General features: G+C 59.7%; 27 protein-coding genes. 16 read left to right on the top strand and 11 right to left on the bottom strand.

Annotated elements, in window-relative coordinates; genetic code table 11:
• Positions 1-7 precede the first annotated feature (7 nt).
• Positions 8-1,021, bottom strand: coding sequence for a hydroxyacid dehydrogenase (locus N4Q37_RS00535; protein WP_260954444.1), 1,014 nt, complete (start codon positions 1,019-1,021; stop codon positions 8-10).
• On the bottom strand, positions 993-2,333 hold the full coding sequence (locus N4Q37_RS00530; RefSeq protein ID WP_260954442.1) for an MFS transporter: 1,341 nt from the start codon (positions 2,331-2,333) through the stop codon (positions 993-995). The genes N4Q37_RS00535 and N4Q37_RS00530 overlap by 29 nt, the downstream gene beginning before the upstream one ends.
• Before the next feature lie 168 nt (positions 2,334-2,501).
• On the opposite strand from N4Q37_RS00530, the gene N4Q37_RS00525 reads away from it, so the two are divergent.
• Complete coding sequence (locus N4Q37_RS00525) at positions 2,502-4,007, top strand: IclR family transcriptional regulator domain-containing protein (protein ID WP_260954440.1); 1,506 nt, start codon at positions 2,502-2,504, stop codon at positions 4,005-4,007.
• Between the two features lie 372 nt (positions 4,008-4,379).
• On the opposite strand, the gene N4Q37_RS00520 is transcribed toward N4Q37_RS00525, so the two are convergent.
• The 7 genes from N4Q37_RS00520 to N4Q37_RS00490 form a co-directional block, all read right to left on the bottom strand.
• Complete coding sequence (locus tag N4Q37_RS00520) at positions 4,380-4,952, bottom strand: sarcosine oxidase subunit gamma (RefSeq protein WP_390897876.1); 573 nt, start codon at positions 4,950-4,952, stop codon at positions 4,380-4,382.
• Between the two features lie 3 nt (positions 4,953-4,955).
• A complete protein-coding gene (locus tag N4Q37_RS00515) occupies positions 4,956-7,853 on the bottom strand; it encodes a 2Fe-2S iron-sulfur cluster-binding protein (protein WP_260954439.1) in 2,898 nt (965 codons plus the stop codon).
• Positions 7,850-8,149: a sarcosine oxidase subunit delta gene (locus N4Q37_RS00510; protein WP_260954438.1), complete on the bottom strand. Its 300-nt coding sequence runs from the start codon at positions 8,147-8,149 to the stop codon at positions 7,850-7,852. Before N4Q37_RS00510 ends, N4Q37_RS00515 begins: the two co-directional genes overlap by 4 nt.
• Before the next feature lie 13 nt (positions 8,150-8,162).
• Positions 8,163-9,404, bottom strand: coding sequence for an FAD-dependent oxidoreductase (locus tag N4Q37_RS00505; RefSeq protein ID WP_260954437.1), 1,242 nt, complete (start codon positions 9,402-9,404; stop codon positions 8,163-8,165).
• A complete protein-coding gene (gene folD, locus N4Q37_RS00500; RefSeq protein WP_260954436.1) occupies positions 9,386-10,291 on the bottom strand; it encodes a bifunctional methylenetetrahydrofolate dehydrogenase/methenyltetrahydrofolate cyclohydrolase FolD in 906 nt (301 codons plus the stop codon). The genes N4Q37_RS00505 and folD overlap by 19 nt, the downstream gene beginning before the upstream one ends.
• On the bottom strand, positions 10,288-11,154 hold the full coding sequence (purU, locus tag N4Q37_RS00495; protein ID WP_260954435.1) for a formyltetrahydrofolate deformylase: 867 nt from the start codon (positions 11,152-11,154) through the stop codon (positions 10,288-10,290). Before purU ends, folD begins: the two co-directional genes overlap by 4 nt.
• Before the next feature lie 239 nt (positions 11,155-11,393).
• A complete protein-coding gene (locus N4Q37_RS00490; RefSeq protein WP_449301157.1) occupies positions 11,394-11,999 on the bottom strand; it encodes a helix-turn-helix domain-containing protein in 606 nt (201 codons plus the stop codon).
• Positions 12,000-12,297: 298 nt separating this feature from the next.
• On the opposite strand from N4Q37_RS00490, the gene glnT reads away from it, so the two are divergent.
• The 5 genes from glnT to N4Q37_RS00465 all read left to right on the top strand — a co-directional run bounded on the left by glnT (position 12,298) and on the right by N4Q37_RS00465 (position 18,127).
• Positions 12,298-13,632, top strand: coding sequence for a type III glutamate--ammonia ligase (glnT, locus tag N4Q37_RS00485; protein ID WP_260954433.1), 1,335 nt, complete (start codon positions 12,298-12,300; stop codon positions 13,630-13,632).
• A 71-nt stretch (positions 13,633-13,703) separates the two neighbouring features.
• Positions 13,704-14,609, top strand: coding sequence for a class II glutamine amidotransferase (locus N4Q37_RS00480; RefSeq protein ID WP_260954432.1), 906 nt, complete (start codon positions 13,704-13,706; stop codon positions 14,607-14,609).
• A gap of 12 nt (positions 14,610-14,621) precedes the next feature.
• A complete protein-coding gene (locus N4Q37_RS00475) occupies positions 14,622-15,305 on the top strand; it encodes a GltB/FmdC/FwdC-like GXGXG domain-containing protein (RefSeq protein ID WP_260954431.1) in 684 nt (227 codons plus the stop codon).
• Between the two features lie 20 nt (positions 15,306-15,325).
• Positions 15,326-16,663: an FMN-binding glutamate synthase family protein gene (locus tag N4Q37_RS00470; RefSeq protein ID WP_260954429.1), complete on the top strand. Its 1,338-nt coding sequence runs from the start codon at positions 15,326-15,328 to the stop codon at positions 16,661-16,663.
• A 138-nt stretch (positions 16,664-16,801) separates the two neighbouring features.
• On the top strand, positions 16,802-18,127 hold the full coding sequence (locus tag N4Q37_RS00465; RefSeq protein ID WP_260954428.1) for an ammonium transporter: 1,326 nt from the start codon (positions 16,802-16,804) through the stop codon (positions 18,125-18,127).
• A gap of 92 nt (positions 18,128-18,219) precedes the next feature.
• Here the strand turns inward: N4Q37_RS00465 and gstA are convergent, their stop codons facing one another.
• Positions 18,220-18,831 (bottom strand): glutathione transferase GstA, encoded by a 612-nt coding sequence (gstA, locus tag N4Q37_RS00460; RefSeq protein ID WP_260954427.1) that lies wholly within the window; start codon positions 18,829-18,831, stop codon positions 18,220-18,222.
• 118 nt (positions 18,832-18,949) lie between these two features.
• Positions 18,950-19,357 (bottom strand): winged helix-turn-helix transcriptional regulator, encoded by a 408-nt coding sequence (locus N4Q37_RS00455; protein ID WP_260954425.1) that lies wholly within the window; start codon positions 19,355-19,357, stop codon positions 18,950-18,952.
• Between the two features lie 94 nt (positions 19,358-19,451).
• Between N4Q37_RS00455 and N4Q37_RS00450 the strand changes: the two genes are divergently transcribed.
• From N4Q37_RS00450 to N4Q37_RS00405, 10 genes are all read left to right on the top strand, one after another.
• Complete coding sequence (locus N4Q37_RS00450) at positions 19,452-20,060, top strand: FMN-dependent NADH-azoreductase (RefSeq protein WP_260954423.1); 609 nt, start codon at positions 19,452-19,454, stop codon at positions 20,058-20,060.
• 64 nt (positions 20,061-20,124) lie between these two features.
• Positions 20,125-20,481 (top strand): DoxX family protein, encoded by a 357-nt coding sequence (locus tag N4Q37_RS00445; protein ID WP_260954421.1) that lies wholly within the window; start codon positions 20,125-20,127, stop codon positions 20,479-20,481.
• A 16-nt stretch (positions 20,482-20,497) separates the two neighbouring features.
• Positions 20,498-21,388 (top strand): pirin family protein, encoded by an 891-nt coding sequence (locus N4Q37_RS00440; protein ID WP_260954420.1) that lies wholly within the window; start codon positions 20,498-20,500, stop codon positions 21,386-21,388.
• Between the two features lie 427 nt (positions 21,389-21,815).
• A complete protein-coding gene (locus tag N4Q37_RS00435) occupies positions 21,816-22,025 on the top strand; it encodes a hypothetical protein (protein ID WP_260954418.1) in 210 nt (69 codons plus the stop codon).
• Positions 22,026-22,087: 62 nt separating this feature from the next.
• Positions 22,088-23,068: a sigma 54-interacting transcriptional regulator gene (locus N4Q37_RS00430; protein ID WP_260954416.1), complete on the top strand. Its 981-nt coding sequence runs from the start codon at positions 22,088-22,090 to the stop codon at positions 23,066-23,068.
• Between the two features lie 137 nt (positions 23,069-23,205).
• A complete protein-coding gene (locus tag N4Q37_RS00425) occupies positions 23,206-23,412 on the top strand; it encodes an ATP-dependent helicase HrpA (protein ID WP_260954414.1) in 207 nt (68 codons plus the stop codon).
• A gap of 69 nt (positions 23,413-23,481) precedes the next feature.
• Complete coding sequence (locus N4Q37_RS00420) at positions 23,482-24,348, top strand: harpin HrpZ family protein (protein WP_260954412.1); 867 nt, start codon at positions 23,482-23,484, stop codon at positions 24,346-24,348.
• Positions 24,349-24,432: 84 nt separating this feature from the next.
• Positions 24,433-24,738, top strand: a complete 306-nt coding sequence (gene sctI, locus N4Q37_RS00415; protein WP_260954411.1) for a type III secretion system inner rod subunit SctI — start codon at positions 24,433-24,435, stop codon at positions 24,736-24,738.
• Positions 24,739-24,746: 8 nt separating this feature from the next.
• Entirely contained in the window at positions 24,747-25,541 is a 795-nt protein-coding gene (sctJ, locus tag N4Q37_RS00410) for a type III secretion system inner membrane ring lipoprotein SctJ (protein WP_260954410.1), read from the top strand.
• Positions 25,538-26,116 carry a hypothetical protein gene (locus tag N4Q37_RS00405; protein WP_260954409.1) on the top strand — a complete coding sequence of 193 codons (579 nt, stop codon included), beginning with the start codon at positions 25,538-25,540 and terminating at the stop codon, positions 26,114-26,116. The genes sctJ and N4Q37_RS00405 overlap by 4 nt, the downstream gene beginning before the upstream one ends.
• Positions 26,117-26,120: the final 4 nt, after the last annotated feature.

The raw sequence follows: 26,120 nt of genomic DNA, 5'->3' as shown, positions 1-26,120 counted from the left end.
GATAGGCTTAGCTGAACGACTTCGGCACAGGTTGGTTGACGGGGTGGGCAGGATCTTCACCCTTTAGCACGGCGACAATGGCTTCCAGTGCGCTCATGCCTACACGCATCAGGGACTCTTCGGTCTGGCCGGCGACGTGAGGGGTGACGATCAGATTGGGCGTGTTTGCGATGTCTGGAGTGGCATGGTCGAATGGTTTGATCATGTCAATATTCTCAGCGGCGAGAACGTCAGCGCCTGCACCGGCCAGCTTTCCACTCTTAAGTGCATCGACCAGTGCTTGTTCGTCCACAACCCCGCCCCGGCTAGTATTGATCAGCATCGCGCCGTCTTTCATTTTGGCGAACTCAGGTACGCTGATCAGGCTACGGGTGGTTTCCAGTAGAGGGACATGCAGACTGACGACATCAGCTGTGGACAGTAGGGCGTCAAAGTCTACCCAGCGGGTATCCGAGCTCGGGTCGATGGCCGGATCGGTAAAGATCACTTTCATGCCGAAAGCTTCAGCAACCGGTGCAACGCTGGAGCCGATGTTCCCGAACCCGACCAGGCCCAAAGTACGTCCCTCGAGCTCGATGCCGGTCAGCGAAAGGCGGTCTTCTGCCCAGACTCGGTTGCGGGTTTGTTCGGATGCCAGCGGTAGTTTGCGGCACAGCGACAAGAGCAACGCGAAGACATGCTCGATCACGCTGCGCTGGTTTGCACCCGGAGTGTTCGTAACCCAGACGCCGTGGTCGGCGGCGGCTTTGTAGTCGACGTTGTCATAGCCGGCGCCATGACGAGCAACAATTCGCAGCTTTGGCGAGGCCGCGATCATTTCAGCGTTGATGTGGCCGCCACGTAACAACACGGCATCAACCTGATTACGGATTTCTTCATACGTAACGGCATTAAGGCCGTAGCCGAGACGCACCTCTCCGATATCCGAAAGTCGGGAAAGGATTGTTTCGTGAATGGGGCTGGTGACGTAAATGAGAGGCATGCTGTTGTACTCAGGCGAATTGATGTTTTTTGTCGTCATCGGCACCTTGGTTGCGGACAGTCCACAACACGATCAGGCCGAGAACTCCGGCACCGCTCAGGATGAAAGCGGGTGCCGTTTGGTTACCGGTTGCTCCGATCAGCCAGGTCGCCATGAAAGGCCCAATGCCGCCGCCGATCACGGCACCAACGCTGTGGCCAAACGCGACGCCGGTGTGGCGAACGTGGGTAGGGAAGAACTCAGGCATGACCGAGTAGGTGCCAGCTAGACACAGCGCGTACGGGATCATTCCCAGGGCCAGCCCGGCCATGGCCAAGCTGACCTGACCTTGCTGCATCAGCAGAAACGATGGGACAGAGAGAACGGCATAGCCGAGATAGGCCAGGCGCAGCACGGCTTTGCTGCCGATGATCGAGCCAAGATGACCTGCTAATGGGATCATCATGGCTGCGAAGCTGACTGCCACCAGAACGATGGTGGAGGCCTGGCCCTTCGAGTAGCCGAGGATCGAGCTGAAGTAGGCGGCGATGAAGACGGTGCCGATGTAGGTGCCGATGTTCTGCACCAGGGAAATCATCATGACCTTAATGAGCGGACTCATATAGTCGCGCACGAGCTCAGTGAAAGGTGCGCTATGTTCCTTGTTCCCTTCAGTTTTTTTCGATTCGTATTCCGGGCTGTCTTCGATTCCCAGGCGCATCCACAGACCGATGATGCCCAGTGGCAGGGCGAGAAGGAACGGAACACGCCAACCCCAAACAGCCATCTGTGGGTCGGTCAGCCATGCAGCTGCAAGACCGGCGACGGCTGCGGCGAGCCCTTTACCGAACTGGGCAATTGACGGTAGGAAGGAGATGTACAGCGAGCGACGATTGGCGGGAGCCCACTCGCGAATGTAGCTGGCCGCGCCGCCAATTTCACCGCCGGCAGAGAAGCCTTGCACCATGCGAAGTGCGACGAGAAGGATGGGGGCCCAGACGCCGATTTGCGCATAGCCAGGCAGAAGACCGATGAGTGTCGCAGCGGCCCCCATAAGCGTGATACTTGCGATTAGGCTTGCGCGGCGTCCTACCTTGTCCCCAAGCCAGCCGAACGCTACTGCGCCAATCGGTCGAACAAGGAACGCTGAGCCGAAGACCAGGAAGGTGTTAAGCAGCCCAGTGGCCGGGTCGTCCGACGGGAAGAAGACCAGGGCAAGGGTGGCAGCAAGATATCCGTAAATGCTGAAGTCGTAATATTCAACGAATGTACCAAAGACGGCTGCCGCAGTAGCCTTCTTGGCTTTCGTCTGGCGTTCTATTCCAGGCTCAGGCATGGCCACGGACTCGGTCAAAGAATTGTTGTTATTCATGGGGCTCTCCATTTTTTGGATCACGCCCATTATTAAAAAATGGGACAGCGTCCTGTTTTTGTTTTTTTAGAATCCTCGTGCTCAGTTCGGTTGTCAACAGGTGGCGATTGCCCTGCAGCTCAAAACCGGCACAAAATGAGCCCTTCCGATGCTTAGCAAGCCAATTAAATGCCCAACGCGACCATTAAAATTGCGGTTTCCGAAGCCCACGCAGCCACATCCAGCCACGGTCGATTGATTGAGGTGTTGGATGCTTTGGTCAGACGAGCAGATGGTGAAGCTTGGGGCGTCAGAGAGCTGGCTAATGATTTGGGGGAGAGCCGGAGCACCATCAACCGTATCCTGGTGACCTTAGTTGACCGAGATTTTGCGGTTGAGGATGGCATTGGAAAGTACCGATTGGGGCCGCGCTTCAGGGTGTTGATGCACGCCTTGAATCATCGCAGTACTCTGCTGGATACGGCTCGATATCTCCTAGATGTGTTGGCGGAGGGTGCCAAGCAAGCAGCCTTGCTGTCGGTGTATGCGCCACATTTGAACGGCTACTACGTCCTGCACTGTAGCGAGTCGCCGGCCACCTTGTTCTTCAGGCCGAAGAGCGGAAATCCCTTCCCTTTGGAGTTCGGAGATATCGGTAGAGCGTTCAGTGAATACCTTAAAACGCATCCCTCGCCGAATGAAATCTCGCCCCACCAAACGTCGATTGAACCGCCGCAAGGCATTTCGGAGTCCGAGTTTCCCTCAGCTGTTTCGACGGTGGTTAGGAAGTTAGCTCCGGGGCTACTGGTTTTGGTGTCGCTTCACGATCTTGGGGGCATCGATACGAAGGTGCGGAACTCCGCCCGGACGACCCTCAATAAGATTGCCGACCGGTTAGCACAGGCAGTTGAACTGTCGGATAGCTTCGGTCGTGAGGTGGTTAGTGATGGTGATAGTTCTATCGTTGCCCGGCTTGAGAGGCTGCTGCAGGTGGTATGTGCTGAGCCAAATGGCTATACGTGCAGACTGGGCATGGCCGCTCAGTTGCAATGCAATGCGGCGACTGCCAAAAAGATCATCGAATCTGCCACTCTGGAACGCTTGATCCGCATCGATGGACAGGTGGTCTATCCAGGTGTCCGTCTCTATCAATGGGCGGCGCTGCTCAGCAATAAAACCTACTCTCCGGTGAAACTATGTAAGGCAATTCTCGACTCTCTCGTGAAGGAAACAGGAGAGACAATTGCGTACCTATCATTCGACGGGACTACTTCTAAAGCTCAGTTCCTTGAGGTTATTCAAGGTTGGCGGCCTATTCAGTACAAGCTGGAAACCAGGACGGATGTTCCGCTGTATGCGGGCGGCGCCGGCAAGGCCGTGCTAGCCCATTTGCCGGCAGATTTTGCTGATGGTTTGAACCTGGAGAAGCTCACCGAGGCAACCATCACTTCGCACTCCAAGCTCCGGGCTGATCTTCAGTCCATCAGAGAGCGAGGGTGGTCAGTGGGGGATGGTGAAAGGGTTCTAGGTGCTTTTGGTATCGGCGTTCCGTTCTTTATCGATGGGCAGGTGGCGGGCTCAATCTCTGCGACGATACCTCAATATCGAAAGGAGGATTGTGACATTCCGTCCCTCGTTAAGAGCATGAAGCAGGCCTCAAAGCGCATAGGCCAGCTGCTTTCATTGGTTAAATGAGCCGAGCCTCCCTTATCTGGCTGCGGGGGGCACTGGACTATCTTACAGTGAGCAGCATGTTAGCTAAGCGCTTACGCTTGGGATATTTCTTTCAAGACCTAGTGCATGGGTCATGCCAGGCTTGGATCTTGATACACTTCAAAAACAAGTCCAGAATCAAGTCTTTTCCTGCTTGGGTAAGAAAAGAAATCCCTTAAATTTCAATGGGTCGGACGCCAGATACGAGTCTCGTTTCCCGCTCCAAGATTCAAAAAAGGCCACTCAGAGATGAGTGGCTTTTTTTCGTCTACGTGTCAAAAGCGCAGGGGTGCTGCCCTCCATTTTCAATGCCTTGGTTTGATTTACCCCGACAACCACGGCATAGGTCTATTACTACGCTGAAAACTCCTCCAGCGCATCGAGCATCGCCTCGTGGAAGTATGCCCGTGACGCCCGGTCACAGAGGATCTGGAACGCCGGGCTGTCGTCGGTTCCGCAATGGATGACGATCACGTTGATCCGCGCCGCCGAAGTCTGCGCCACCGCACCCGGGTCGAAGGCCTGCCGGCTCAGGTCGACGCCGCACAGCTTGGCCATGACCTGGGCAATGGGGGCGCCGCTCAGCAGGAAGCAGGCATGGCTGTCCTGGCGTGGCAACAGGTAGTTGGCGCGGTGGTCGAGTTCCCAGCGTGCTTCTTCATCGGCGATCCGCTCGCCTTGATCCTCGACGCTGCCCAGCAGCAGGTATTCGGTCTGTGACAGACGGGCCACCTGGCTACCGTCAGCCTGGAGGACCGACCGATTGGGGGACTGCGGCAGGACAAAGCCGCGAGCCTCCAGGTAATCGGCCGCTTGCGCTCCACGAAAACCCACCCGGGGCAGGTCGGTCAGGTCCTCCAGCGTGCAGGCTTGCGGGTGGGTAATCGGGCACGGCCTGATCATCTCTTGTGCATTGAGACTGGACATGACTTAAAGCTCCTGCCGTTGGTTTTCAGGATCGAAGAAGGGTAATTGCACCACCGTGGCCTGGACGACGATCCCGCCCTCGACGCGGATCGGGATCTGCTGTCCCACCGCGCTCTGGTGGCTGGCGGCGTAGGCCAGACCGATGATCTTGCCGAGGCTTGCGGAATATTCGCAGGAGGTGACGTTGCCGCTGATGTCCGGGCCGTTGAGCACCAGATGACCTTCCAGGGGTTGCGGGCTGCCCTTGGGCAAGGTGAAACCCACCAGTTTGCGTTTCAGCGGTTGGGCTTCGAGGATGTCCACCGAGCGCCGGCCGACGAAGAACGGTTTGGTGCGGCTGACCGCCCAGCCCATGTCGATTTCCGCCGGGTGGGTCATACCGTCGGTGTCCTGGCTGATGATCACGTGGCCTTTTTCCAGGCGCAACAGGCGCTGGGTTTCGACGCCGAACGGGCGGATGTCGTGGGCCTTGCCGGCTTCCATGAGGGCGTCCCATAGCTTGAGCCCATGGCGCGCCGGCACGTGGATCTCATAGCCCAGCTCACCGACAAAACCGACCCGCAGCAGACGCGCCTTGATGCCGGCGACCGTACCCTGGCGCACCGCCAGATAGGGGAAGGCTTCGGCGCTCAGGTCCAGGTCGGTGCAGAGCTGTTCCAGCACTTTGCGCGAGTCCGGCCCGGCAACGTTGACCGCGCAAATGGCGGCGGTGACGTTGGCGACGTCCACGTCGAGGCGCCACTGTGCGTTCCACTTGAGCATCTGCTGGTAGATGCGGTCGACACCGCTGGTGGTGGCGGTGACGTAGAAGTGATTCTCGGCGAAACGCGCGCACACGCCGTCGTCGATCACCACCCCGTGCTCGTTGGTCATCAAGGCATAGCGGGAGCGGCCGACCGGTTGCTTGAGAAAGGCAAAGGTGTACATCCGGTTGAGCAGTTCGGCGGCGTCCGGGCCGCGTACATCCAGACCGCCCAGGGTCGAGACGTCGATGATGCCGACCTTGTTGCGCACATGCAGGGCTTCGGCTTGCATGCAGGCCTCGCGATCCTGGGCGCTGCCGTAGTAGGCCGGGCGTTGCCAGATGCCGGCGGGCATCATCTTGGCCCCCGCCTGGACATGCCGGGCATGCATCGGCGTTTGCCGGTACGGGTCGAAAGCCCTGCCGGCCACATGGGCGAGCTTCTCGGCCACGAACGGCGGCCGGGCCGTGGTGACGCCGGTTTCGCTGATATTGCGCTGGGTGGCCCAGGCCACCAACCGGGCGGTTGGCAGCGCCGAATGACGGCCCTGGGACGGGCCCATGCCGACGGTGGAATAGCGCTTGACCAGTTGAACGTCGCGGTAGCCGATCCTGGTGGCGTTGACGATGTCAGCGACTTGCAGGTCCTCGTCGAAATCGACGAAATCCTTGCCCTTGGGATGGGGAAAGATCGGCCAGTTGAAGTTGACTTGAACCTCGCCGCTGTATGACGGGCGCTGTGCACCAACCACCAGGCCCAGCGCGAGCGCTGCATCCGTCCCGGCATTCACGCCATCGGCGAGCACGTTGTCCAGACGGTGACGACCATTGACCGAGCCGGCCACCGCGAGGTTGTGCGGCAAGCCACTGAGGGTGAATTCGGCACGCTGATCGTCGTAGGCCAGTTTGCCACCGGCCTGGCACAACAACTGATAGACCGGCATGTAGCCGGCGGACATGCACAACAGGTCGCAGTCGATGCGTTGTCCGTTTTCGGCAACCTGGCCCTGGGCGGTGATCTTGCGTACATCGACGCCGTTGACATGGCGCAGGCCTTTTTCATGCAGTGCTTCATACACGGTGCTGTCGCGCTGACAGGGAATGTTGCGTCGGGACAGTGCCTGCAACAGGGTTTCATCGCTGGGGCCGTGACGCAGATCCACCACGGCGGCGACTTCCACGCCCTGGTCATGCAAATCGAGCGCGGCGAGGTAACCGTCGTCGTTGCCCGTCAGCACCACGGCGCGCTTGCCGGGTTTGACCGCATAGAGTTTCATCAGGCGTTGCGCGGCGCTGGTCAGCATCACGCCGGGCAAGTCGTTGTTGCGGAACACCACCGGTTGATCGAAGGCGCCGCTGCACACCAGGCATTGGTTGGCGCGGACCTTGTACAGGCGCTTGCCCTGGATCACCGGCAGGTAGTTGTCGGTGAACCAGGCGTTGCAGGTGGCTTCGGTGAGGACCCGGATATTGGCGTGCTGCTCCACCGCCGCCAACAGTTCGCGGCGCAGGGTTTCGGCTCGGGTGCCTTCGATGTCGAAGCGGGCATAGGTGAGCGAACCGCCGAGAATCGGTTGTTGCTCGATCAGCAACACCTGGGCCCCGGCATTCGCCGCCGTCAGGGCCGCTTGCAGGCCCGCCGGTCCGGCGCCGATCACCGCGACGTCAGTGAACAGGTAGGCCTTGTCGTAATACTCGGGCTGGAAAGTCAGGTCGAGCACACCGAGGCCGGCCTTCTTGCGGATAATCGGTTCCCAGAGTTTCCACATGCCCTTGGGCTTGTAGAACGAGCGGTAGTAGAAGCCCACCGGCATGAATTTCGAGAACTTGCCCAGGTAGGCATCGCGATCGTGGTCCAGCGAGCCGTTGACGTTCTGCGCCGTCACCTGCAAACCGGCGGACAGCGCATGAGCGTCAGCCAGCACGTTGGGCTCGCGAGGCAGTTGCACCAGGCTGTTGGCGTCCTGGCCGGCCATGGTCAGCGGGCCACGCGGGCGGTGGTATTTGAACGAGCGGGAAATCAGGAAGCGACCGTTGGCCAACAAAGCGCTGGCAATACTGTCGCCCTGCAGGCCTTGATAGCGCTGGCCGTCGAAGCTGAAATCCAGTGGCCGATCACGGTCGATCAGCAGGCCCATGGGGGCGGGTAGGCGGTTCATCCGGCGATCTCCTTGGCGGCGCTGAAGTCGACGCGGGCGGTGAAGAGTTCTTTGGGGTCGAAGGTGCGGAGGATTTCATCGCTCACGGTATGACGTTCCGCCAGGAACCAATAGCTCGACGGGGTGTGCATCCACCATTCGCGCACCACACCGGCGAGGTTGGCGCTGTTGAACACGTAGTCGGCCCATTCGGCGTCGCTGCAATTGACCGGATCGGGCATCGGTTTGAACTCGCCGCCGTAGGTGAATTCGCTGATGTTGCGTGGCCCGTTGAGCGGGCAAATCATGATTTTCATAGTCCGCTCTCCGTCAGTGACTGGCCGCCGTGGCGCCCATTTCGTTGACTTGCTGGAAGGTCGAGAAACGCTCCAGGCCGAAGGGTTTGATCAGCTCCGGCACCTGGCCGCCGCTGGCAACCAGCTCGGCCATGGTCTTGCCGCAGATCGGCGTGGCCTTGAAGCCCCAGGTCCCCCAACCGGCATCGAGGTAGTAATTCTTCACCGGTGACAGGCCCATGATCGGACTGTAATCCGGGGTCATGTCGGTGATGCCGGCCCATTGGCGCATCAGTTTGGCGTTTGCCAGGAACGGGAACATCTCGATGGCGTGGGCCAACAGGCTTTCCTTAAGGTCCAGCGTGGAGCGGGTATTGAACAGCGGATACGGATCGGAGCCGCCGCCAAACACCACTTCGCCACGGCTGGTCTGCTGCACGTAACAGTGCAGGGCGGAGGAACTCACCAGTGGATCGAGAAACGGTTTGAACGGTTGGGTGACCATCGCTTGCAGCGGGAAGGTCTGGATCGGCGAGCGGATCCCGGCTTTCGCCATCAGCAAGGAACTGTGCCCGGCAATCGCCTGCACCGCGCAACCGCATTTGATGGTGCCGCGATTGGTCTTGACGGCGGTGATGGCGCCGTTCTCGATGATCAGGTCCTGGACCTCGGTGAGCTGATGGATTTCCACGCCGCGCTTGGCCGCCTGCTTGGCGTAGCCCCAGGCGACGGCGTCGTGGCGGGCAGTGGCACCGTCGATGTGCCAGAGCCCGGCGAGCACCGGCAAGTGACCGGGATCGAGGTTCAAGGTCGGCACCAGTTCGCGGATCTGCTGGCGGTCGATCATCTCGGTACGCCCGCCGAAATGCTTGTTGACCTCGGCCCGCTGGCGGAACGAACGCACGGTGGCATCGGTATGGGCCAGGGTCAGTTGGCCGCGCTCGGAGTACATGATGTTGAAGTCGAATTCATTGGACAGCCCCTGGAACATCCGCACCGACTCCGCGTAGAAACGTACGCCTTCGCTGGTCAGGTAGTTGGAGCGGATCACCGCGGTGTTGCGCGCGGTATTGCCGCCGCCCAGATAGGATTTTTCCAGCACCGCGATGTTGGTGATGCCGTGGTACCTGGACAGGTAATAAGCGGTGGCCAGACCGTGGCCGCCGGCGCCGATGATCACCACGTCATAGCTCGGCTTGAGCTCCTGGGGTGGCGGCAGGTCGACCTCCACCGGGTATTCCGAACTCAGCCCGTACTTCAATAGATTGAACGGCATAGGGCCTCCGATTGGCTGCGTTGAGCCTGCTGTTGCATAAGGGCGGCGGTCACGGTGTTTTTCATCAGAAAGGCAATGGTCATCGGGCCGACGCCGCCGGGTACCGGAGTAATCGCCGAGACGTGGGGCAGGGCGTTGTCGAAGTCCACATCGCCCACCAGGCGGCTGCGGCCATCGTCCTCGATGCGATTGATGCCGACATCGATCACCACGGCGCCGGGCTTGAGCCAACTGGCGTCGATCAACCGCGGGCGTCCCACGGCGGCAATGACAATGTCCGCCTGCCGGCACAGCGCCTGTGGATCGGGACTGCGCGAATGCAGCACGGTCACCGAACAGTCAGCCTTGAGCAGCAGGGCGGCCATGGGTTTACCGACGATGTTCGAGCGGCCGATCACCACCGCGTGCTTGCCGCGCAGATCGCCACAGGTTTGCTCCAGCAGGTACAGGCAACCGCTGGGGGTGCAGGGCGCCAGTACCGTACGCCCCTGGCTGAGTCCGCCAACGTTTTCACTGTGAAAACCGTCGACGTCCTTGCCCGGGGCAATGGCCTCCAGGGCGCGTAACTCATCGATGTGCGCCGGCAACGGCAATTGCAGGAGAATGCCGTTGATCGACCGGTCGGTATTCAGCGTGGCGATCAGGTTGAGCAGTTGTTCGGTGCTGGTGTCGAGGGAAAGCCGATGCTCCACGGAGCGAATGCCCACCTCTTCGGCGCGCAGGATCTTGTTGCGCACATAGACCTGGCTGGCCGGGTCGCTGCCCACCAGAATCACCGCGAGGGCCGGTTGAATGTCTTGTTCGCGCAAGCTGTCCACGTCCTTGCGAACCTGGAACAGCACTTGGGCGGCGGCAGCCTTGCCGTCAATCAGTCGGGGCACGTTCACCGGAAAATCACCGTTCTGTCCTGATTGAGGAAGACCCGATGTTCCAGGTGGTACTTGACCGCCTTGGACAGGGCCACGGTTTCGGTGTCACGGCCAATGGCGACCAGGTCGTCGGGCAAATAGGCGTGGTCGACACGTTGCACTTCCTGCTCGATGATCGGCCCTTCGTCGAGGTCGCTGGTGACGTAATGGGCGGTGGCGCCAATCAGTTTCACTCCGCGTTGATAGGCCTGGTGATAGGGCTTGGCACCCTTGAAACCGGGCAGGAACGAATGGTGGATGTTGATGGCTCGTCCCGATAACTGCTTGCACAAATCGTCCGAGAGAATCTGCATGTAGCGCGCCAGCACCACCAGTTCGGTGCCGGTTTCGTCGACGACTTTCATCAGTTCGGCTTCCTGCTGCGCCTTGGTCTCTTTGGTCACGGGCAGGTAGATGAAACGGATGCCTTCGCGTTCGGCCATGGGCCGCAGGTCGAGGTGGTTGGACACGATGGCGGTGATGGTCATGTCCATCTCGCCCTTGTGATAGCGGTAGAGCAGGTCGGTCAGGCAATGGTCGAATTTGCTGACCATCAGCAACACTCGCATCGGTTCGCGGGTGTCGTACAGTTCCCAGTTCATGTCGAAGGCATTGGCAACGTCGCTGAAACCGTCCTTGATCCGTTGGATATCGCCAGGGTGACCATCGTTGAAGCGGAACACCGCACGCATGAAGAAGCGGCCGCTAAACTCGTCGTCGAATTGCGCCATCTCCCCGATGTAGCAACCGTTGTCCGCCAGGTAGGTGGTGACGGCGGCGACGATGCCGGACACCGCCGGACAGGTGATCTTGATGATGAAATGATTTTTTTCGTGTTGCATGACACGTCCTCGGGAAGATGGCGGCAGCTCATCGCAGGGCGAAAAAACCAGGGCAGACAGCAATCTCATGCATGAGATTATTTTCTTCTGAGGAATAAAATATTCCTTTGAGTGGCTTTATAGGGGAATGCCAGCAGCGCGTCCAGACTTTCGAGAAAGTTTTTTTACAGCAGGAAAATGCTTGAGGCCGATGGGGATCGGCCTCAGCGGGGGTAAAGCGGGAAGGGAGGGGAAGGGCGTTATCCCTTGTCGTTTCCGTAGTTCATGATCGACAGCAAACGAATCGGCACTTGCACCAGTTGCTCGGGGCCATGGGGAATTTCGCCCTCGAAGGTGAGACTGTCGCCGGCTTCCATGTGGTACAGCTGGTTGCCATGGCGATAGATCAGTTCGCCCTGGAGCAGGTGCAGGAATTCGGTGCCGGGGTGGGAGAACGTCGGGAACTCCTCGCTGGCGTCATCCATGCTGACCATATAGGCCTCGAAACTTTTCTTCGGCCCGCGGGTGTGGTTGAGCAAATGGTAGGTGTGGCCTTTCTCGGTGCCACGACGTACCACCTCCATGCCCTGATCGGCTTTCACCAGCAGCGCACTGCCGCCTTGCTGGTCGTATTCGCCGAACAACTTGGACAATGGCAGGCCCAGCACGTCGCACAAGCGGCTAAGGGTGTCCAGGCTGGTGGATACCTGGGCATTTTCGATCTTGCTCAACATGCCCTGGCTGATATCGGCCATCTTGGCCACATCGGACAATTTCAGATCCTGCTCCTGGCGCTGACGCTTGATCTGCAAGCCCAGGTATTGCTCCAGCTTGAGACGCGGTGCGGTTTCGATCGGCATAGTCATCAGGTCCTGCACACTTTCTGTTCGATAATATTAGTTTCGCACCAGGAAAGTGCGAATCAGGTGTGCCGTCCATGCACCGTGCAACATTCCTTTAGGGAAAAGAATATTCCCATATAACCGGCACGAAAGCGCTTTCTACGGCAACTCGACACCCTATGGCGAATCTGGCAAGGCCCTTGCATTCCTGTTGAGAAAATATCTTTCCTTTTAGGAATAAAACGTCTAGCTTTCTTTTTAGAAATAAAAAGAGCCAGCAGCCACCCACAACCTTTTGCCTTTTCGCAAGGAGTGACGAGCAATGTTGCCAGCAGAAACACAGCGCATTATCGACAAGCACGGCATCAAGTACGTGCTTGCACAGTTTGTCGATATTCATGGTGCAGCCAAGACCAAATCGGTACCGGTATGTGGGCTCAAGACGGTCGCCGAGGAGGGTGCCGGTTTTGCCGGGTTCGCCATCAGCGGCATGGGGATGGAGCCCCACGGTCCGGACTTCATGGCTCGGGGGGATCTGTCTACGCTGACGCCCGTTCCGTGGCAGCCGGGTTATGGTCGGGTCGTGTGTATCGGCCATGTCGATGGCAAGCCGCACCCCTATGACAGCCGTTATGTGTTGCAGCAGCAGATCCTGCGTTTGCAGGAGAAGGGCTGGACCCTCAACACTGGCCTGGAACCGGAATTCAACCTGATGCGCCGCGACGAGCAGGGCAAGCTGCAACTGGTCGATGCCAGCGACAACCTGGACAAGCCTTGCTACGACTACAAGGGCCTGTCCCGTTCCCGGGTGTTTCTCGAGCGCCTGACCGAAGCCTTGCAGCAAGTGGATTTCGAGATCTATCAGATCGACCACGAGGATGCCAACGGCCAGTTCGAGATCAACTACACCTACAGCGATGTCATGACCTCGGCGGATCGCTTCACGTTTTTCCGCATGGCCGCCGGCGAGATCGCCAACGACCTGGGCATGATCTGCTCGTTCATGCCCAAGCCCGACCCCAAGCGGGCCGGCAACGGTATGCACTTTCACCTGTCGATCAGCAGCGCCGAGAACAAGAACCTGTTCCACGACGCCAGCGACCCGAGCGGCATGGGCTTGTCGAAACTGGCCTATCACTTCGCCGCCGGGCTGTTGGCTCACGGCCCGGCGCTCTGCGCTTTCGCCGCACCGACGGTCAATTCCTACAAGCGCTTGGTGGTCGGGAACTCCCTGTCCGGCGCGACTTGGGCGCCAGCCTTCATCGCCTTCGGTGCCAACAATCGTTCGGCCATGGTGCGGGTGCCCTACGGCCGCCTGGAGTTCCGCCTGCCGGACGCCGGTTGCAATCCTTATCTGGTCAGCGCGGCGATCATCGCTGCGGGCCTCGATGGCATCGACCGCCAGCTGCAAATCGACAACGTCTGCAATGAAAACCTCTACGGCCTGAGCCTGGAGCAGATTGCCGCCCGGGGCATCAAGACCTTGCCGCAATCGCTCAAGGAGGCCTGTGACGCGTTGGAAGCCGACCCGTTGTTCGCCGAAGTGATGGGGCCGCAGATCGTGGGCGAGTTCATCAAGCTCAAGCGCATGGAGTGGGTGGAGTACAGCCGCCATGTCTCCGATTGGGAGATCCAGCGCTACACCGAATTCTTCTGACTGTTCCCTCAACAACCATTCGGGCATCCGGCACTGCGTCGGCTGTTCACTGCCTCCGAAGGAGACTTGATATGTGTGGAATCGTAGGCCTTTACCTGAAAAATCCGCAGCTGGAATCCCAGCTCGGCAAGCTGTTCGAACCCATGTTGCAAGCCATGACCGACCGTGGCCCGGACAGCGCCGGCTTCGCCATTTATGGCGATGAAGTCGCCGATGGCTGGGTCAAGTTGACCTTGCAGGCGACCACCGAAGGCTTTGACTGGAACGCCTTGATGGGTGCATTGGAAGGCCGTCTCGGCTGTTCCCTGGACTGGTTTCAGAACGCCAGCGCCGCCGTGTTGAAAATCCAGGCAGAAGAAGCGCCGGTGCGCCAGGCGCTGGCTGAACTGGCACCGAGCGTTCGGATCATGAGTGCCGGGCAGAGCATCGAAATCCTCAAGGGCATGGGCTTGCCGCAGGAAATTTCCCAACGCTTCGGTCTGTCCGGGATGAAGGGTAGCCACATCATCGGTCATACCCGCATGGCCACCGAAAGCGCGGTGACCATGGAAGGCAGTCACCCGTTTTCCACCGGCGCCGACCTGTGCCTGGTGCATAACGGCTCGCTGTCCAATCACTTTCGTCTGCGCCAGGAGCTCAAGCGCGAAGGCATTCAGTTCGAGACCGAGAACGACACGGAAGTGGCTGCCGGCTACCTGACCTGGCGCCTGCAACAAGGCGACTCGCTCAAAGAGGCGCTGGACCATTCCCTGGAGAACCTGGACGGCTTCTTCACGTTTGCCATCGGCACCCGCAATGGTTTCGCGGTGATTCGCGATCCGATTGCCTGCAAGCCGGCGATCCTCGCCGAGACCGACGACTACGTGGCCATGGCTTCCGAATACCAGGCCCTGTCGAGCCTGCCGGGTATCGAGCACGCCAAGGTCTGGGAGCCTGCACCGGCCACCATGTACATCTGGGAACGCGAGTCCGCCTAAAGAGGAGCACACATGAAAACCATCGATCTTTCCACTGCCACCGTGCGTGAGCTCAATCAGGCGCTGCACAACCAGGTCGACCACCTGGAGGAACCCGAGTGGGTGGTGACCCATTCCAACGGCAAGCACAACCTCGCGGTCGGGGTGAACCAGGCCCTGAGCATCGATATCCAGGGGCATGCCGGTTACTACTGTGCAGGCATGAACCAGAAAGCCAACATCACCGTGCACGGCAACGCCGGCGTCGGCGTTGCGGAAAACATGATGTCCGGCAGCGTGCGGATCAAGGGCAGCGCGTCCCAGGCCGCTGGCGCCACTGCCCATGGCGGGTTGCTGGTGATCGAAGGCGATGCCGGTGCCCGTTGCGGTATTTCCATGAAAGGCATCGACATCGTGGTCGGCGGCAGCATCGGCCACATGAGTTGCTTCATGGGCCAGGCCGGTCGGCTGGTGGTGTGCGGCGATGCCGGCGATGCGCTGGGCGACTCGCTGTATGAAACCCGTATCTACGTGCAGGGCAGCGTGCAGTCCCTGGGTTCTGACTGCGTCGAGAAAGAGATGCGCGCCGAGCACCTGGAAGAGTTGCGGGAGCTGCTCAACCAGGCCGGCTTCAGCGCCGACCCGGCGAATTTCAAGCGTTATGGTTCGGCCCGTCAGTTGTACAACTTCAAAGTCGATAACGCGTCCGCGTACTGATCCGCGCCAGGAGAATAGACATGAGCGACCCTACTACCCAGAAAGCAGGCACCCCGGTGCTGCGCGAGTCCGCGACCTTCGACCGCCTGACCATCCAGGAAATCCAGCGCGCCGCCGAGACCGGCATCTACGACATCCGCGGCGGTGGCACCAAGCGCAGGGTGCCGCATTTCGATGACTTGCTGCTGCTCGGCGCCAGCGTGTCGCGCTACCCACTGGAAGGCTATCGGGAGAAGTGCGGCACCGATGTGATCCTCGGCAATCGCTTCGCCAAAAAACCGATCCACCTGAAGATCCCGGTGACCATCGCCGGCATGAGTTTCGGCGCGCTCTCGGCCAACGCCAAGGAAGCCCTGGGCCGTGGTGCGACCATCGCCGGCACCAGCACCACCACCGGTGACGGCGGCATGACGCCGGAAGAGCGCGGCCAGTCGCAGCATCTGGTCTATCAATATCTGCCATCGCGCTACGGCATGAATCCGGACGATCTGCGCAAGGCCGACGCCATTGAAATCGTGTTGGGGCAGGGCGCCAAACCCGGTGGCGGCGGCATGCTGCTGGGCATGAAGGTCACCGAGCGCGTCGCCGGCATGCGGACCTTGCCGATTGGCGTCGATCAGCGCAGCGCCTGCCGTCACCCGGACTGGACCGGCCCGGATGACCTGGCGATCAAAATCGCTGAACTGCGCGAAATCACCGATTGGGAAAAACCGATCTACGTGAAGATCGGTGCCAGCCGGCCGTACTACGACGTCAAGCTGGCGGTGAAGGCGGGGGCCGATGTGATCGTACTTGACGGCATGCAGGGCGGCACCGCGGCGACTCAGGAAGTGTTTATCGAACACGTGGGCATTCCGATCCTGCCGGCCATCCCACAAGCGGTCCAGGCGTTGCAGGAGATGGGCATGCATCGCAAGGTGCAGTTGATCGTCTCCGGCGGCATCCGCAACGGCGCCGACGTGGCCAAGGCCATGGCCCTGGGCGCGGATGCAGTAGCCATCGGTACTGCGGCGTTGATCGCCTTGGGCGACAACCATCCACACCTGGACGAGGAACTGAAGAAAATCGGCTCGGCCGCCGGTTTCTACGACGACTGGCAGAACGGCCGTGACCCGGCCGGGATCACCACCCAGGATCCGGAGCTGTCCAAGCGCCTGGACCCGGTGGAAGGCGGTCGCCGCCTGGCCAACTACCTGAGGGTATTGGTGCTGGAGGCGCAGACCATGGCCCGTGCGTGCGGCAAGTCGCATCTGCACAACCTCGATCCCGAAGACCTGGTGGCACTGACCGTTGAATCGGCGGCCATGGCCCGGGTGCCCCTGGCGGGAACCAACTGGGTGCCTGGATCCGGTTACTGAAGCTCGTTCCCATGCTCTCGCGTGGGAATACCTCACGGGACGCTTCGCGTCCCGCTTTATTCGAAGAGGCCATCAAGGCCCATTGTTTGCCATTTGCTCACTGCCCGACACATCCCTTCTTTTGCAGGAGCTTTGAACATGGTCAATCGTCTTTTCGGCAAATCCTTTCTTGGCGCGTTATCCGTCGGTGCAATCGCGCCGATGGTCCAGGCCGCTGAAGCGCCCAGCCTCAATACTGGCAGCACCGCTTGGATGGTCACTGCCGCGGTGCTGGTGCTGTTCATGTGTCTGCCGGGCCTCGCATTGTTCTACGGTGGTTTGGTACGGGCGAAAAACATGCTGTCGCTGTTCACTCAGTGCTTCGGCATCGCCGGTCTGGTGGGCGTGCTATGGGTGATTTACGGATACAGCATGGTGGTCGACAGCAGCGGCATGATCGAAGGGCAGGTGAGCTTCAACAGTTTTGTTGGTGGTTTGAGCCGGGCCTTTTTGGTGGGCATGACCGCCGAAAGCCTGGTGGGGGATATTCCTGAAGGGGTGTTCGTGACCTTCCAGATGACCTTCGCCATCATCACTCCCGCGCTGATCGCCGGGGCGTTCGCCGAGCGCATGAAATTCTCGGCGGCACTGCTGTTCATGGCGCTGTGGTTCACTCTGGTGTATGCCCCCGTGGCCCATATGGTTTGGGGCGGCGCCGGTGCCTTGATGCACAACTGGGGCGTGCTCGACTTTGCCGGCGGTACTGCCGTGCATATCAATGCCGGCGTCGCCGCGCTGGCCGCCTGCCTGATCCTCGGCAAGCGCAAGGGCTATCAGAACGCGCCGATGCCGGCCCACAACCTGAGCCTGACCATGACTGGCGCGGGCATGCTCTGGGTTGGCTGGTTCGGTTTCAACATCGGCTCCGGCGGTAGTCTCAACGGTACGTCCGGCATCGTCATGCTCAACACCCAACTGGGCGCCTGCGCCGGCATTCTCGGCTGGATGTTCACCGAATGGTTCAAGGTCGGCAAACCCAGCGCCTTGGGCCTGGCCAGCGGTGCGCTGGCAGGCCTGGTCGGTATCACCCCGGCGTGCGCTTATGTCGGCGTCGGCGGCGCGTTGGCTATCGGTCTGTTGTGCGGGGTGTTTTGCTACTTGAGCGTCACGGTGCTGAAACGTCGTTTCGGCTACGACGACAGCCTCGACGTGTTTGGCTTGCATGGCATCGGCGGGATGATCGGCGCGTTATTGACCGGCGTGTTCTGCGTGCCATCGCTGGGCGGGCTGGTCGACGGCGTGACCCTGGGGGGACAGGTCATGGCGCAGATCAAAGGCGTGGCGCTGACGACCGTTTACTGTTTCATCGTCAGCTGGATCATTCTCAAGGTAGTCAAGGCCTTGATCGGCTTGCGCGCCGATGAGTCAGTGGAAGAAATGGGCCTGGATCTGGCCGAGCATAACGAGCGTGCCTACAACCATTGAGCTTGGTGCCTGTTGGAGGAGCGCTGGGCTTTGGGCCCGGCCCCGATAGCATGCGCGAAGCGTGGGAGCCAAGGCCTTTCTGTCATCCGTGATTAAACCGGCTGCGTTGCCTCTTCTGCGGCAATGGCGGCCTGCACGCTTGGACGTGCTTCCATACGCTCCATGAACGACGCCAGCTCGGACCAGTCCTTGACGTCGATATTGAAGAACGGCAGCCACTTCAGCACGGTGAACAGGTAGGCATCGGCCAGGCCAAAGGCGCCCAGCAGGTAGTCTTTGTTCCGCAGGCCCTTGTTCAGGTAGTCCAGGCGCTTGAACAGTTTCTGCCGGAAGATTTCTTTGGTGGGCTCAGGGATATCGGCATTGAACAGCGGTGCGCTGCCGCCATGGATTTCGGAAGTGATGAAGTTCAGCAGTTCTTGTAGACGCGTGCGCTCCCAGGTGCCGTTGGCGGGAGCCAGTGAATTGCCCGGAACCTGATCGGCCAGGTATTGGACGATAGCCGGACCTTCGGTCAACACTTGGCCGTTATCGAGCACCAGTGCGGCGACGTATCCCTTTGGGTTGATGTCGCGAAAATCCTGGCCGTCTGCCGTGGCTTTGGTCTTGTTGTTGACCCGGATCAGTTCGAACGGTAAGCCCAGTTCACGCAGCACGATGTGGGGTGACAGGGAGCAGGTCATGGGGGCGAAGTACAGTTTCATGCGAATCTCCTTTAAAACGGGCAGTGCATGCCCGATATGTTGCCGGTGCAGGCCTGAAACGGCCGTGCCAGATATAGCGCTGCAACGGCGGCTCGATTGCCATCGGTCATCCGTCCGGCTACTTGGATTGGGTCGCGGAATTGCCCTGAGTGTCCTCCCGTGCATCGAACGCATTCCTGGCCGCATCGATATCGGCAGTATGGTTCTGAGCCCACAATCCAAGCGCGATGACGGGCACCGTGAGTGAACGCCCGAGTGGCGTCAATTCGTATTCCACGTGCGGTGGCATGACCGAATAGACCGTTCGCTTGATCAACCCGTCCCGTTCGAGTCCGCGCAGGCAAAGCGTCAGCATCCGTTGCGATATGCCATTGATGGTGCGCTTGATTTCCGTGAAACGGCGCGGGCCGCTCTCAAGCAGCATGATAATCAGGACGCTCCATTTTTCCCCGACGCGAGCCAGTACCTGACTGACTTTCTGGCAGTCGGTGCTTTGCAGGTTATGAGGCGATTCAGTCACATTCATAATACCGGGTTCACTTTGTGTGCCTTATTGTGTACAGCTGAAATGCTGATTACATTGCTGATTCCAGTAACAAATTTATACCAGGAATTCAGCCATGACAGTACTTCATATCGACGCCAGTATCCTGAATGAACATTCGGCCAGCCGCCAGCTCTCGGCAGCCATCGTCAATCGCTTGAGTCAGATCGTACCCGGGCGCAAAGTCATCCGGCATGATCTTGTCACTGAGCCGATCGGCCATTTGTCCACCGCCGAGTTCTTTGCCTACCAGGGTATCGAGCCTCAGGACGATGAAGTGAAGCAGGCTGTTGCCCGTAATACCGCAATCCTCAACGATTTTCTCGCCGCCGACGTCGTGGTGATCGGCGCGCCGATGTACAACTTTTCGCTGCCCTCACAGCTTCGTGCCTGGCTGGATCGGATTGCGGTGTCGGGCAAGACCTTCCGCTACACGGAACAGGGACCCGAGGGGCTGGTCGGCGGCAAGCGCGTGATCGTTGCCTCGACGCGCGGTGGCTTCTATAGCGAAGGTTCTCCAATCGCTTTCCTCGATCACCAGGAAACCTACCTGCGGGGTTTCTTCGGCTTCCTGGGTATCACTGACATCACCTTTGTCCGGGCTGAAGGCCTGGCCATAAGTGCGGAAAACCGTACTGCCGCCATCAACTCGGCCGTAGACCAAATCGAAACGCTCACCGCATAACGTGCCCAACAGGTCCTTTATGAAAAAAACTTCTTCAGCAACGCGAAACGCACCCAGTCGAGCAATGAAATTCACCTCCCTGGGACTGCGCATTCTTGCGGCTGTCGTGTTTCTCAGCGCCGGTGGCGCCAAGCTCGCGGGCGTGCCGATGATGATCGAGATATTCGACAAGATCGGCGTCGGTCAGTGGTTTCGCATCGTGACAGGCGTTGTCGAGGTGATCGGTGCCATCGCCCTCCTGAGATCGACGAGCGCCGTATTCGGCGGACTGCTGCTGGCAAGCACTATGCTCGTTGCCGTCCTGGTCCACCTGTTTGTCATCGGCGGCAGTCCCGCGCCGGCCATTGTGCTGCTGTTCATCACTGCGACGGTCACCTGGTTGCATCGTGCCGATTTCGCGGCGGTGCTGGGTCGCGTCTGATGTTTGGAGAAAAGACATGAATACCCATGATTCCCTGCGCAACCCCCGGCGCGTCGTACAGCGTACGCGAGGCCATGGCCACGGCCCCATCACCCGGTTGATGAGTCCTTCCGACCTGGGGCAAGTTGTAAAACCTTTTGTGTTCCTGGACATCTTCGATGCGAACCGGGCAACCCTCCAGGCGATGGCCAATATGCCGCTCCATCCCCACTCGGGTGTTGCGACGGTGACGGTCTTCACCGAGGGCCGCATGCGCTACAGCGATGTGGAGGCCGGTTCCGGGACGCTGGGTTATGGCGGCGTCGAGTGGATGCGGGCCGGCAGCGGAGTGTGGCACGGCAAGGAGATGACCCCCGACGACGTGTCGCGTATCCAGGGGTTCCAGCTCTGGTTGTCGTTGCCTGCCGAGGTGGAAAACGGCGAGCCGGTCAGCCGCTATATCGAAGCCAGGGACATGGTGCAGGCGGGGCCGGCGTACGTCATCGTCGGAAAGTACGACGGCATGCAAAGCCCGGTACCTGCCCCCGAAGGCATCAACTACCTGTTGGTGACCCTGCGGGCAGGGGAGCGCTGGACCTACCAGCCTCCGGCCGGCCACGACGTTGGTTGGCTGGCGCTTGCACAAGGCTCTCTCGGTGGCGCCGCTGCCGTCGTCGCGGGTGAGATGGTTGTCTTCGAACCGAGCGAGACGCCGATTGTGCTCGAGGCTGCGGGAGCGGCGGATGCGGTGTTTGTCCTGGGGTCTGCCGTACCTCACCCTTACCCGTTGCACCTTGGCTATTACTCGGTGCATACCTCTGCCGCGGCGCTCGAGGCGGGCGAAGCCCGTATCGCCGAACTGGGACGACGGTTGACCGAGTCGGGTGACCGCCGAACAGCGGCGGGGACGATTCCGGTTTTTCGATGAAGCCCTGCGAGAAGTGGAATGAACACACGGCTTGTCTTCGCGCCGGCGAAGCACAACAGGCTCTTCGTGCAATGCTGGGCAGCGACTGATCAGGCGTATCCTTCCATCGCCGGCGCAGCCCTTCTTAAGCCTCCACTTCGCCTTTGGCGAGTCTCCTGCGCGGAGGCTCGCCTTCTCTTCGGTCGACCTCCGCCCGCGACTTTTGGTACAAACCCTAGTGGCCTGTACGGTTAATTCGAGTACTCAAATTCGAGTGCCAGGGCTTGCCAGGCAAGGCGCCATGACGAGTCGTAGCCCCGCTACGGCGAGGAATGGCAACGCAGGCTGGCAAGTCCTGGCGCCGAAGTTGAGTAAACGAATTAGCCACACAGGCCACTAGTCCCTTGCGATCAATTGAATAATCACAACGCCCCCATAGAGATTGTTCATGGAGAACGCCGATGATTTTGACAGTCGGGTGACGGATCATAGCGGCTTGTTTCGAGACCCTGACCGAGGGCGGCACCGGTTCCGACTGTTTGCAATTGATGAGTTTGTGACTGTCTCTGCAAATTTGGAAAATGTAACCGGTGTCACGGAATGGGATGTCGATTGGAGCTTGATTATCATGCGTTCAGCAACGCCCAAGAGAAAATAAAAGGATCGGGTTTCCACTAGACACAATCGAATGAAAAGCCCAGGCGGCCTAGGAGTTTTATTATGGTGAATGGAAGGGATGGCGGGGGCGATATGGAGCATGACCATCCACAACAGGTGCATGAAGTTCTGGATATCTGGGGAACGCTGCAATCTTTCATACGAACCGCCGCGCCGCTCAAGGTGGACATGATTCTCGAAGGGGAGACGGGTACCGGGAAAGATACGTTGGCGCGCCGTGCCCACCAACTTTCCGGACGCCCGGGGCCGTTTGTCGCGCTGAACTGTGCCGCGGTGCCTGAGCAACTGGCGGAAAGCGAATTGTTCGGCGTCATGGCGGGGGCTTTTACCGGGGCGCTTAAATCCCGGGCCGGTTACATCGAGTCTTCCGACAAGGGCACCCTGTTTCTCGACGAGATCGACAGCATGCCGCCCCTGTTACAGGCAAAGTTGCTTCGGGTCCTGGAAATGCGCGGTATCGAGCGGTTGGGCTCGACGCGTTTCGTACCGTTGGACCTGCGCATCCTCGTCGCCACGCAGACCCCGCTGAAAACCCTGGTCGAGCAAGGTAAATTCCGTCGCGACCTGTTCTTTCGTCTGAATGTCATCACCGTCAAGCTGCCGACCCTGCGCTCGCGACCCGATCTGATATTGCCATTGTTCGAGCGCTTTGCCTGCGAGGCGGCATCCAGGCACGCCAAGTCCGCAATCCCGGCCGCGGCTGATTTGCGCAAGCAACTGCTCGCGCATCATTGGCCAGGCAACATCCGCGAGCTCAAGGGGGCCGCCGAGCGTTTCGTGCTGGGAGTTGCGCCCCTGCAAGGCGAGTCGCACGCCAGCGGAGAAAGCCCGGTACTGCTGAAATCCCGGCTGCGCTCGTTCGAGAAAGCGTTGATCCAGGATTCCCTGTCTCGCCATGCCAAGTGCATCGAGGCGGTGGTCAGTGAGCTGGGTATCCCCAAGCGGACGCTTTACCACCGTATGAAAGAGTTGGACATCAAGGCGGCACGCGATTGGGCAGGCGCAGACATGGCCCACGCCTGAATGTTCGGCTGGCGTCGTTGTAATGCTGTTTGATTGTTCGTCTCAAGAAACATTGGAACCATTTTTCACGCACCTCCACTCATTAAGCGAACGTCATGTCGATGTTCAAATAACTTTAATGATCAGGAGTAATAACTATGGCTGGTGGTGCTTCTCTCGGCGCTTCGATGGCTGCAATGACCAAAATGGACGCAACTGCTGCTGCGACCACTACGATGAACGCTGAAGCTCAATCCAACAAGATGATGACCGATACCGTGAACGGTATCTCCAGTGCCTATCAGGACTCGGCAACCAAGTCCCAGAACGCGATGCAACAAACTGGCAAGGCCATCAACTACTAAGTTGTCGACAGCCCTGCCCGTAATAACGGGTGGGGCTGTATGGCTCATCATTTTCGAGGAGTAGAACACATGATTTCTTCTTCGCTTAGTACCGCTTCGGTGCCCAGCGGTTTCAATACCGCTGCCGAATTTGACAGTAAGAACAGCGATACCGCCAGCAGCATCGCCTCGTTGCTGGTCGACGTACTGCTTGAAAAGAAAGGCAGCGGCGCGACATTCGACGAGAAAAACCCGCTGATCGGCATGGTCGCCGAGCATATGGACAAGAACCCGGAGAAGTTCGGCAAACCTGACGATGCCACCGGCAATGTGAATGGCTGGAAAGATGAACTGACCGAGGACGACTATCTCAGCGGTGATGAAAAGAAAGCCTTTACCAAAGGGTTGGAGAGTCTGATCCAGGAGATCCTCGGTGGTGGCGCGGGCAATGCCGGCGGCACCAGCAATACACAGGGCAACTCGGGCTCGCTGGACACCAACGACTTGCTGTCGGCCTTGCTCGGTGACCTGGGCGAAGAGAAGCTCGACAACCTGCTCAAGCCGACCGGCGATCCTGCCCGCGACAAGCGTGGCGAGGTGGCGTTCAACCCTGAAGACAAGGACTTGCTCAAGGAAGTCGCGCGCTTCATGGACATGCATCCGGAAGAGTTCGGCAAGCCGGATGGCAAGTCGAAGGATTGGATGGGTGAGCTGTCCGAGGGCGATACCTACATGTCCCGTGCCGAAGGCGCGCAATTCCAGAAAGCCATCGACATGATCAAGGGGCAGGTCAAGGACAACGCTCAAGGCAACTCGCTGGCAGCGGACATGCCGAACGCCGCGCAGAACTTCCTGAACGGTGGCGCGGGCAATACGCTGCAGACCGACGCCAGTATTGCGGCGGGTAACGTTCTGTCCGTGCTGGTCCAGCAGTCGTCCACCAACGCCCGCGGTTGAGGGCATCACCCATGCTTTGGCAGGAGAAGCGTGATGGCGATTACACGCATAGCAGATAGTCATTCAACGATATCCGGTTCTGCAATGACGCCGGACGATGCTCCTGCCAGGGCAGACATCGCCTGGTTCAGCGCGCAGATGCAGCGTCCCGCCGAAAAACCGGCCAGTGCCGATCAGGTGGCCATACCGGCGTCGCAAGCCTCGTTGTCGCTGCAAGGCTTCAGTGATCGGGCGGCACGGGACCTGGATCGGGCCTCGCGCTCCATCGATCCGCAAGATGCAATGAAGGCCAACCGCTCGTTGTCCTCGTTTTACCTGGAGAGTCTGCTGAGCGCAAAAATCGTCAGCAAAGCCGCACAGAGCGTGGAAAAACTCACCAGTCTGCAATAGGCACGAATATGCGTCTTAGAGTATTGAGACTGGCAGCGCTCCTGCTGCTGTCGATGTCGATCGCGGCCTGTGGCGACCGGATGGAGTTGCACCGTGGCCTGTCCGAACAGGACGCCAACGAAGTGCTTGCCGAATTGGCGAGCAAACACATCGATGCCCAGAAACGCGTCGACAAGACCAGTGTGGCGGTGCTGGTCGCCGCACAGGATATTTCCCGCGCCGTTCGGGTACTCAGCGCCGTAGGGCTGCCAAGGGATTCGCATTCGAGCCTGGGCGATATTTTTCGCAAGGAAGGGGTGATCTCTTCGCCGCTGGAGGAGCGGGCGCGCTACATCTACGCCTTGTCCCAGGAACTGGAGCGCACGCTTTCGCAGATCGACGGAGTGGTGGTGGCGCGCGTCCATGTCGTGCTGCCTGAGCGCATTGCCCCCGGTGAGCCGGTGCAACCTGCTTCGGCGGCGGTGTTCATCAAGCATCGCGAGGATTTCGACCCGGACAGTGTCGTGCCGCGCATTCGCAGCATGGTCGCCAGCAGTATCCCGGGCATGGCCGGCGCCGATGAAAAGAAACTCTCGGTGGTTTTCGTCCCGGCTGAGACCTATCAGGCGCAACCGGACATGGTCAGCTTCGGATCGTTCGTCATCCCGCGTGAGCGCTGGGAGTTCTGGCAGTTGACGGCATTGCTTTGCACAGTGGGACTGCTGTTGTTCATGATCGGACTGTTCGCGTTGAGCCCGAGTTGGCGAAAAAACCTGACGACCCGCCTCAAGCCCGATAAAGAGCCTGTGAGCGACGCCCGATGAACGTCGCACCAGGCACCGAGCCTTTGTTGAACTGGTTGCGTTGGTGGGCCCATGGTTGGTCCGATGCCCATCCGAGTTGGGAGCTGGCAGCGCGTTGCGGCGTGGATGCTGGGCTGTTCGAAACCTGCGGCAAACTTCGCTATTCGTGGCTGAGTCACCGGCTGGAAGTCCGGGCGCTGCCGGCGCAAAAACCGCATCCGGCCTTGTTGCGCCTGCTTCTGCTCGAACCGCAGGGTCGTCAACGGGCGTTGGAACTGGCAGTCGTCATCTGCGGCGGGAGCGAACCGCTATCGACCCTGGATGACGCCTGTCACACCTGGTGCCGGCGCATGGCCAAGGCCTTGCAGCCTGGCAATTGGATACCCGAAGGGTGGCGACAGTATCCGTGCGAAGAGGCCGGGCTGTTGCTGCTCAAGGCCTGGGTCGGACAACCCTGTTGGGAAAAACTGCGTCTGGGTTTTGCTCGCGGCGCCGTCGAGGCGGTCGAGCGGATCACAATGCCGGCGATGCCCTCATCCCGGCTGGATGCCATGTGGGAGGCGGTCAGCTGGCATGTCTCTAACGTCACGGAGTAAGAGG

It is taken from the genome of Pseudomonas citri (genome assembly GCF_025336485.1).
GTDB classification, from domain to species: domain Bacteria; phylum Pseudomonadota; class Gammaproteobacteria; order Pseudomonadales; family Pseudomonadaceae; genus Aquipseudomonas; species Aquipseudomonas citri.
This window is presented reverse-complemented; position numbering and strand designations above follow the sequence as displayed.

Excerpts from the sequence above, each read along its gene's own strand:
- N4Q37_RS00535 (WP_260954444.1), bottom strand. The coding sequence starts at position 1,021 with ATGACGACAAAAAACATCAATTCGCCTGAGTACAACAGCATGCCTCTC.
- N4Q37_RS00530 (WP_260954442.1), bottom strand. The coding sequence starts at position 2,333 with ATGAATAACAACAATTCTTTGACCGAGTCCGTGGCCATGCCTGAGCCT.
- N4Q37_RS00525 (WP_260954440.1), top strand. The coding sequence starts at position 2,502 with ATGCCCAACGCGACCATTAAAATTGCGGTTTCCGAAGCCCACGCAGCC.
- N4Q37_RS00520 (WP_390897876.1), bottom strand. The coding sequence starts at position 4,952 with ATGTCCAGTCTCAATGCACAAGAGATGATCAGGCCGTGCCCGATTACC.
- N4Q37_RS00515 (WP_260954439.1), bottom strand. The coding sequence starts at position 7,853 with ATGAACCGCCTACCCGCCCCCATGGGCCTGCTGATCGACCGTGATCGG.
- N4Q37_RS00510 (WP_260954438.1), bottom strand. The coding sequence starts at position 8,149 with ATGAAAATCATGATTTGCCCGCTCAACGGGCCACGCAACATCAGCGAA.
- N4Q37_RS00505 (WP_260954437.1), bottom strand. The coding sequence starts at position 9,404 with ATGCCGTTCAATCTATTGAAGTACGGGCTGAGTTCGGAATACCCGGTG.
- purU (WP_260954435.1), bottom strand. The coding sequence starts at position 11,154 with ATGCAACACGAAAAAAATCATTTCATCATCAAGATCACCTGTCCGGCG.
- N4Q37_RS00490 (WP_449301157.1), bottom strand. The coding sequence starts at position 11,999 with ATGACTATGCCGATCGAAACCGCACCGCGTCTCAAGCTGGAGCAATAC.
- glnT (WP_260954433.1), top strand. The coding sequence starts at position 12,298 with ATGTTGCCAGCAGAAACACAGCGCATTATCGACAAGCACGGCATCAAG.
- N4Q37_RS00480 (WP_260954432.1), top strand. The coding sequence starts at position 13,704 with ATGTGTGGAATCGTAGGCCTTTACCTGAAAAATCCGCAGCTGGAATCC.
- N4Q37_RS00475 (WP_260954431.1), top strand. The coding sequence starts at position 14,622 with ATGAAAACCATCGATCTTTCCACTGCCACCGTGCGTGAGCTCAATCAG.
- N4Q37_RS00470 (WP_260954429.1), top strand. The coding sequence starts at position 15,326 with ATGAGCGACCCTACTACCCAGAAAGCAGGCACCCCGGTGCTGCGCGAG.
- N4Q37_RS00465 (WP_260954428.1), top strand. The coding sequence starts at position 16,802 with ATGGTCAATCGTCTTTTCGGCAAATCCTTTCTTGGCGCGTTATCCGTC.
- gstA (WP_260954427.1), bottom strand. The coding sequence starts at position 18,831 with ATGAAACTGTACTTCGCCCCCATGACCTGCTCCCTGTCACCCCACATC.
- N4Q37_RS00455 (WP_260954425.1), bottom strand. The coding sequence starts at position 19,357 with ATGAATGTGACTGAATCGCCTCATAACCTGCAAAGCACCGACTGCCAG.
- N4Q37_RS00450 (WP_260954423.1), top strand. The coding sequence starts at position 19,452 with ATGACAGTACTTCATATCGACGCCAGTATCCTGAATGAACATTCGGCC.
- N4Q37_RS00445 (WP_260954421.1), top strand. The coding sequence starts at position 20,125 with ATGAAATTCACCTCCCTGGGACTGCGCATTCTTGCGGCTGTCGTGTTT.
- N4Q37_RS00440 (WP_260954420.1), top strand. The coding sequence starts at position 20,498 with ATGAATACCCATGATTCCCTGCGCAACCCCCGGCGCGTCGTACAGCGT.
- N4Q37_RS00435 (WP_260954418.1), top strand. The coding sequence starts at position 21,816 with ATGGAGAACGCCGATGATTTTGACAGTCGGGTGACGGATCATAGCGGC.
- N4Q37_RS00430 (WP_260954416.1), top strand. The coding sequence starts at position 22,088 with ATGGTGAATGGAAGGGATGGCGGGGGCGATATGGAGCATGACCATCCA.
- N4Q37_RS00425 (WP_260954414.1), top strand. The coding sequence starts at position 23,206 with ATGGCTGGTGGTGCTTCTCTCGGCGCTTCGATGGCTGCAATGACCAAA.
- N4Q37_RS00420 (WP_260954412.1), top strand. The coding sequence starts at position 23,482 with ATGATTTCTTCTTCGCTTAGTACCGCTTCGGTGCCCAGCGGTTTCAAT.
- sctI (WP_260954411.1), top strand. The coding sequence starts at position 24,433 with ATGACGCCGGACGATGCTCCTGCCAGGGCAGACATCGCCTGGTTCAGC.
- sctJ (WP_260954410.1), top strand. The coding sequence starts at position 24,747 with ATGCGTCTTAGAGTATTGAGACTGGCAGCGCTCCTGCTGCTGTCGATG.
- N4Q37_RS00405 (WP_260954409.1), top strand. The coding sequence starts at position 25,538 with ATGAACGTCGCACCAGGCACCGAGCCTTTGTTGAACTGGTTGCGTTGG.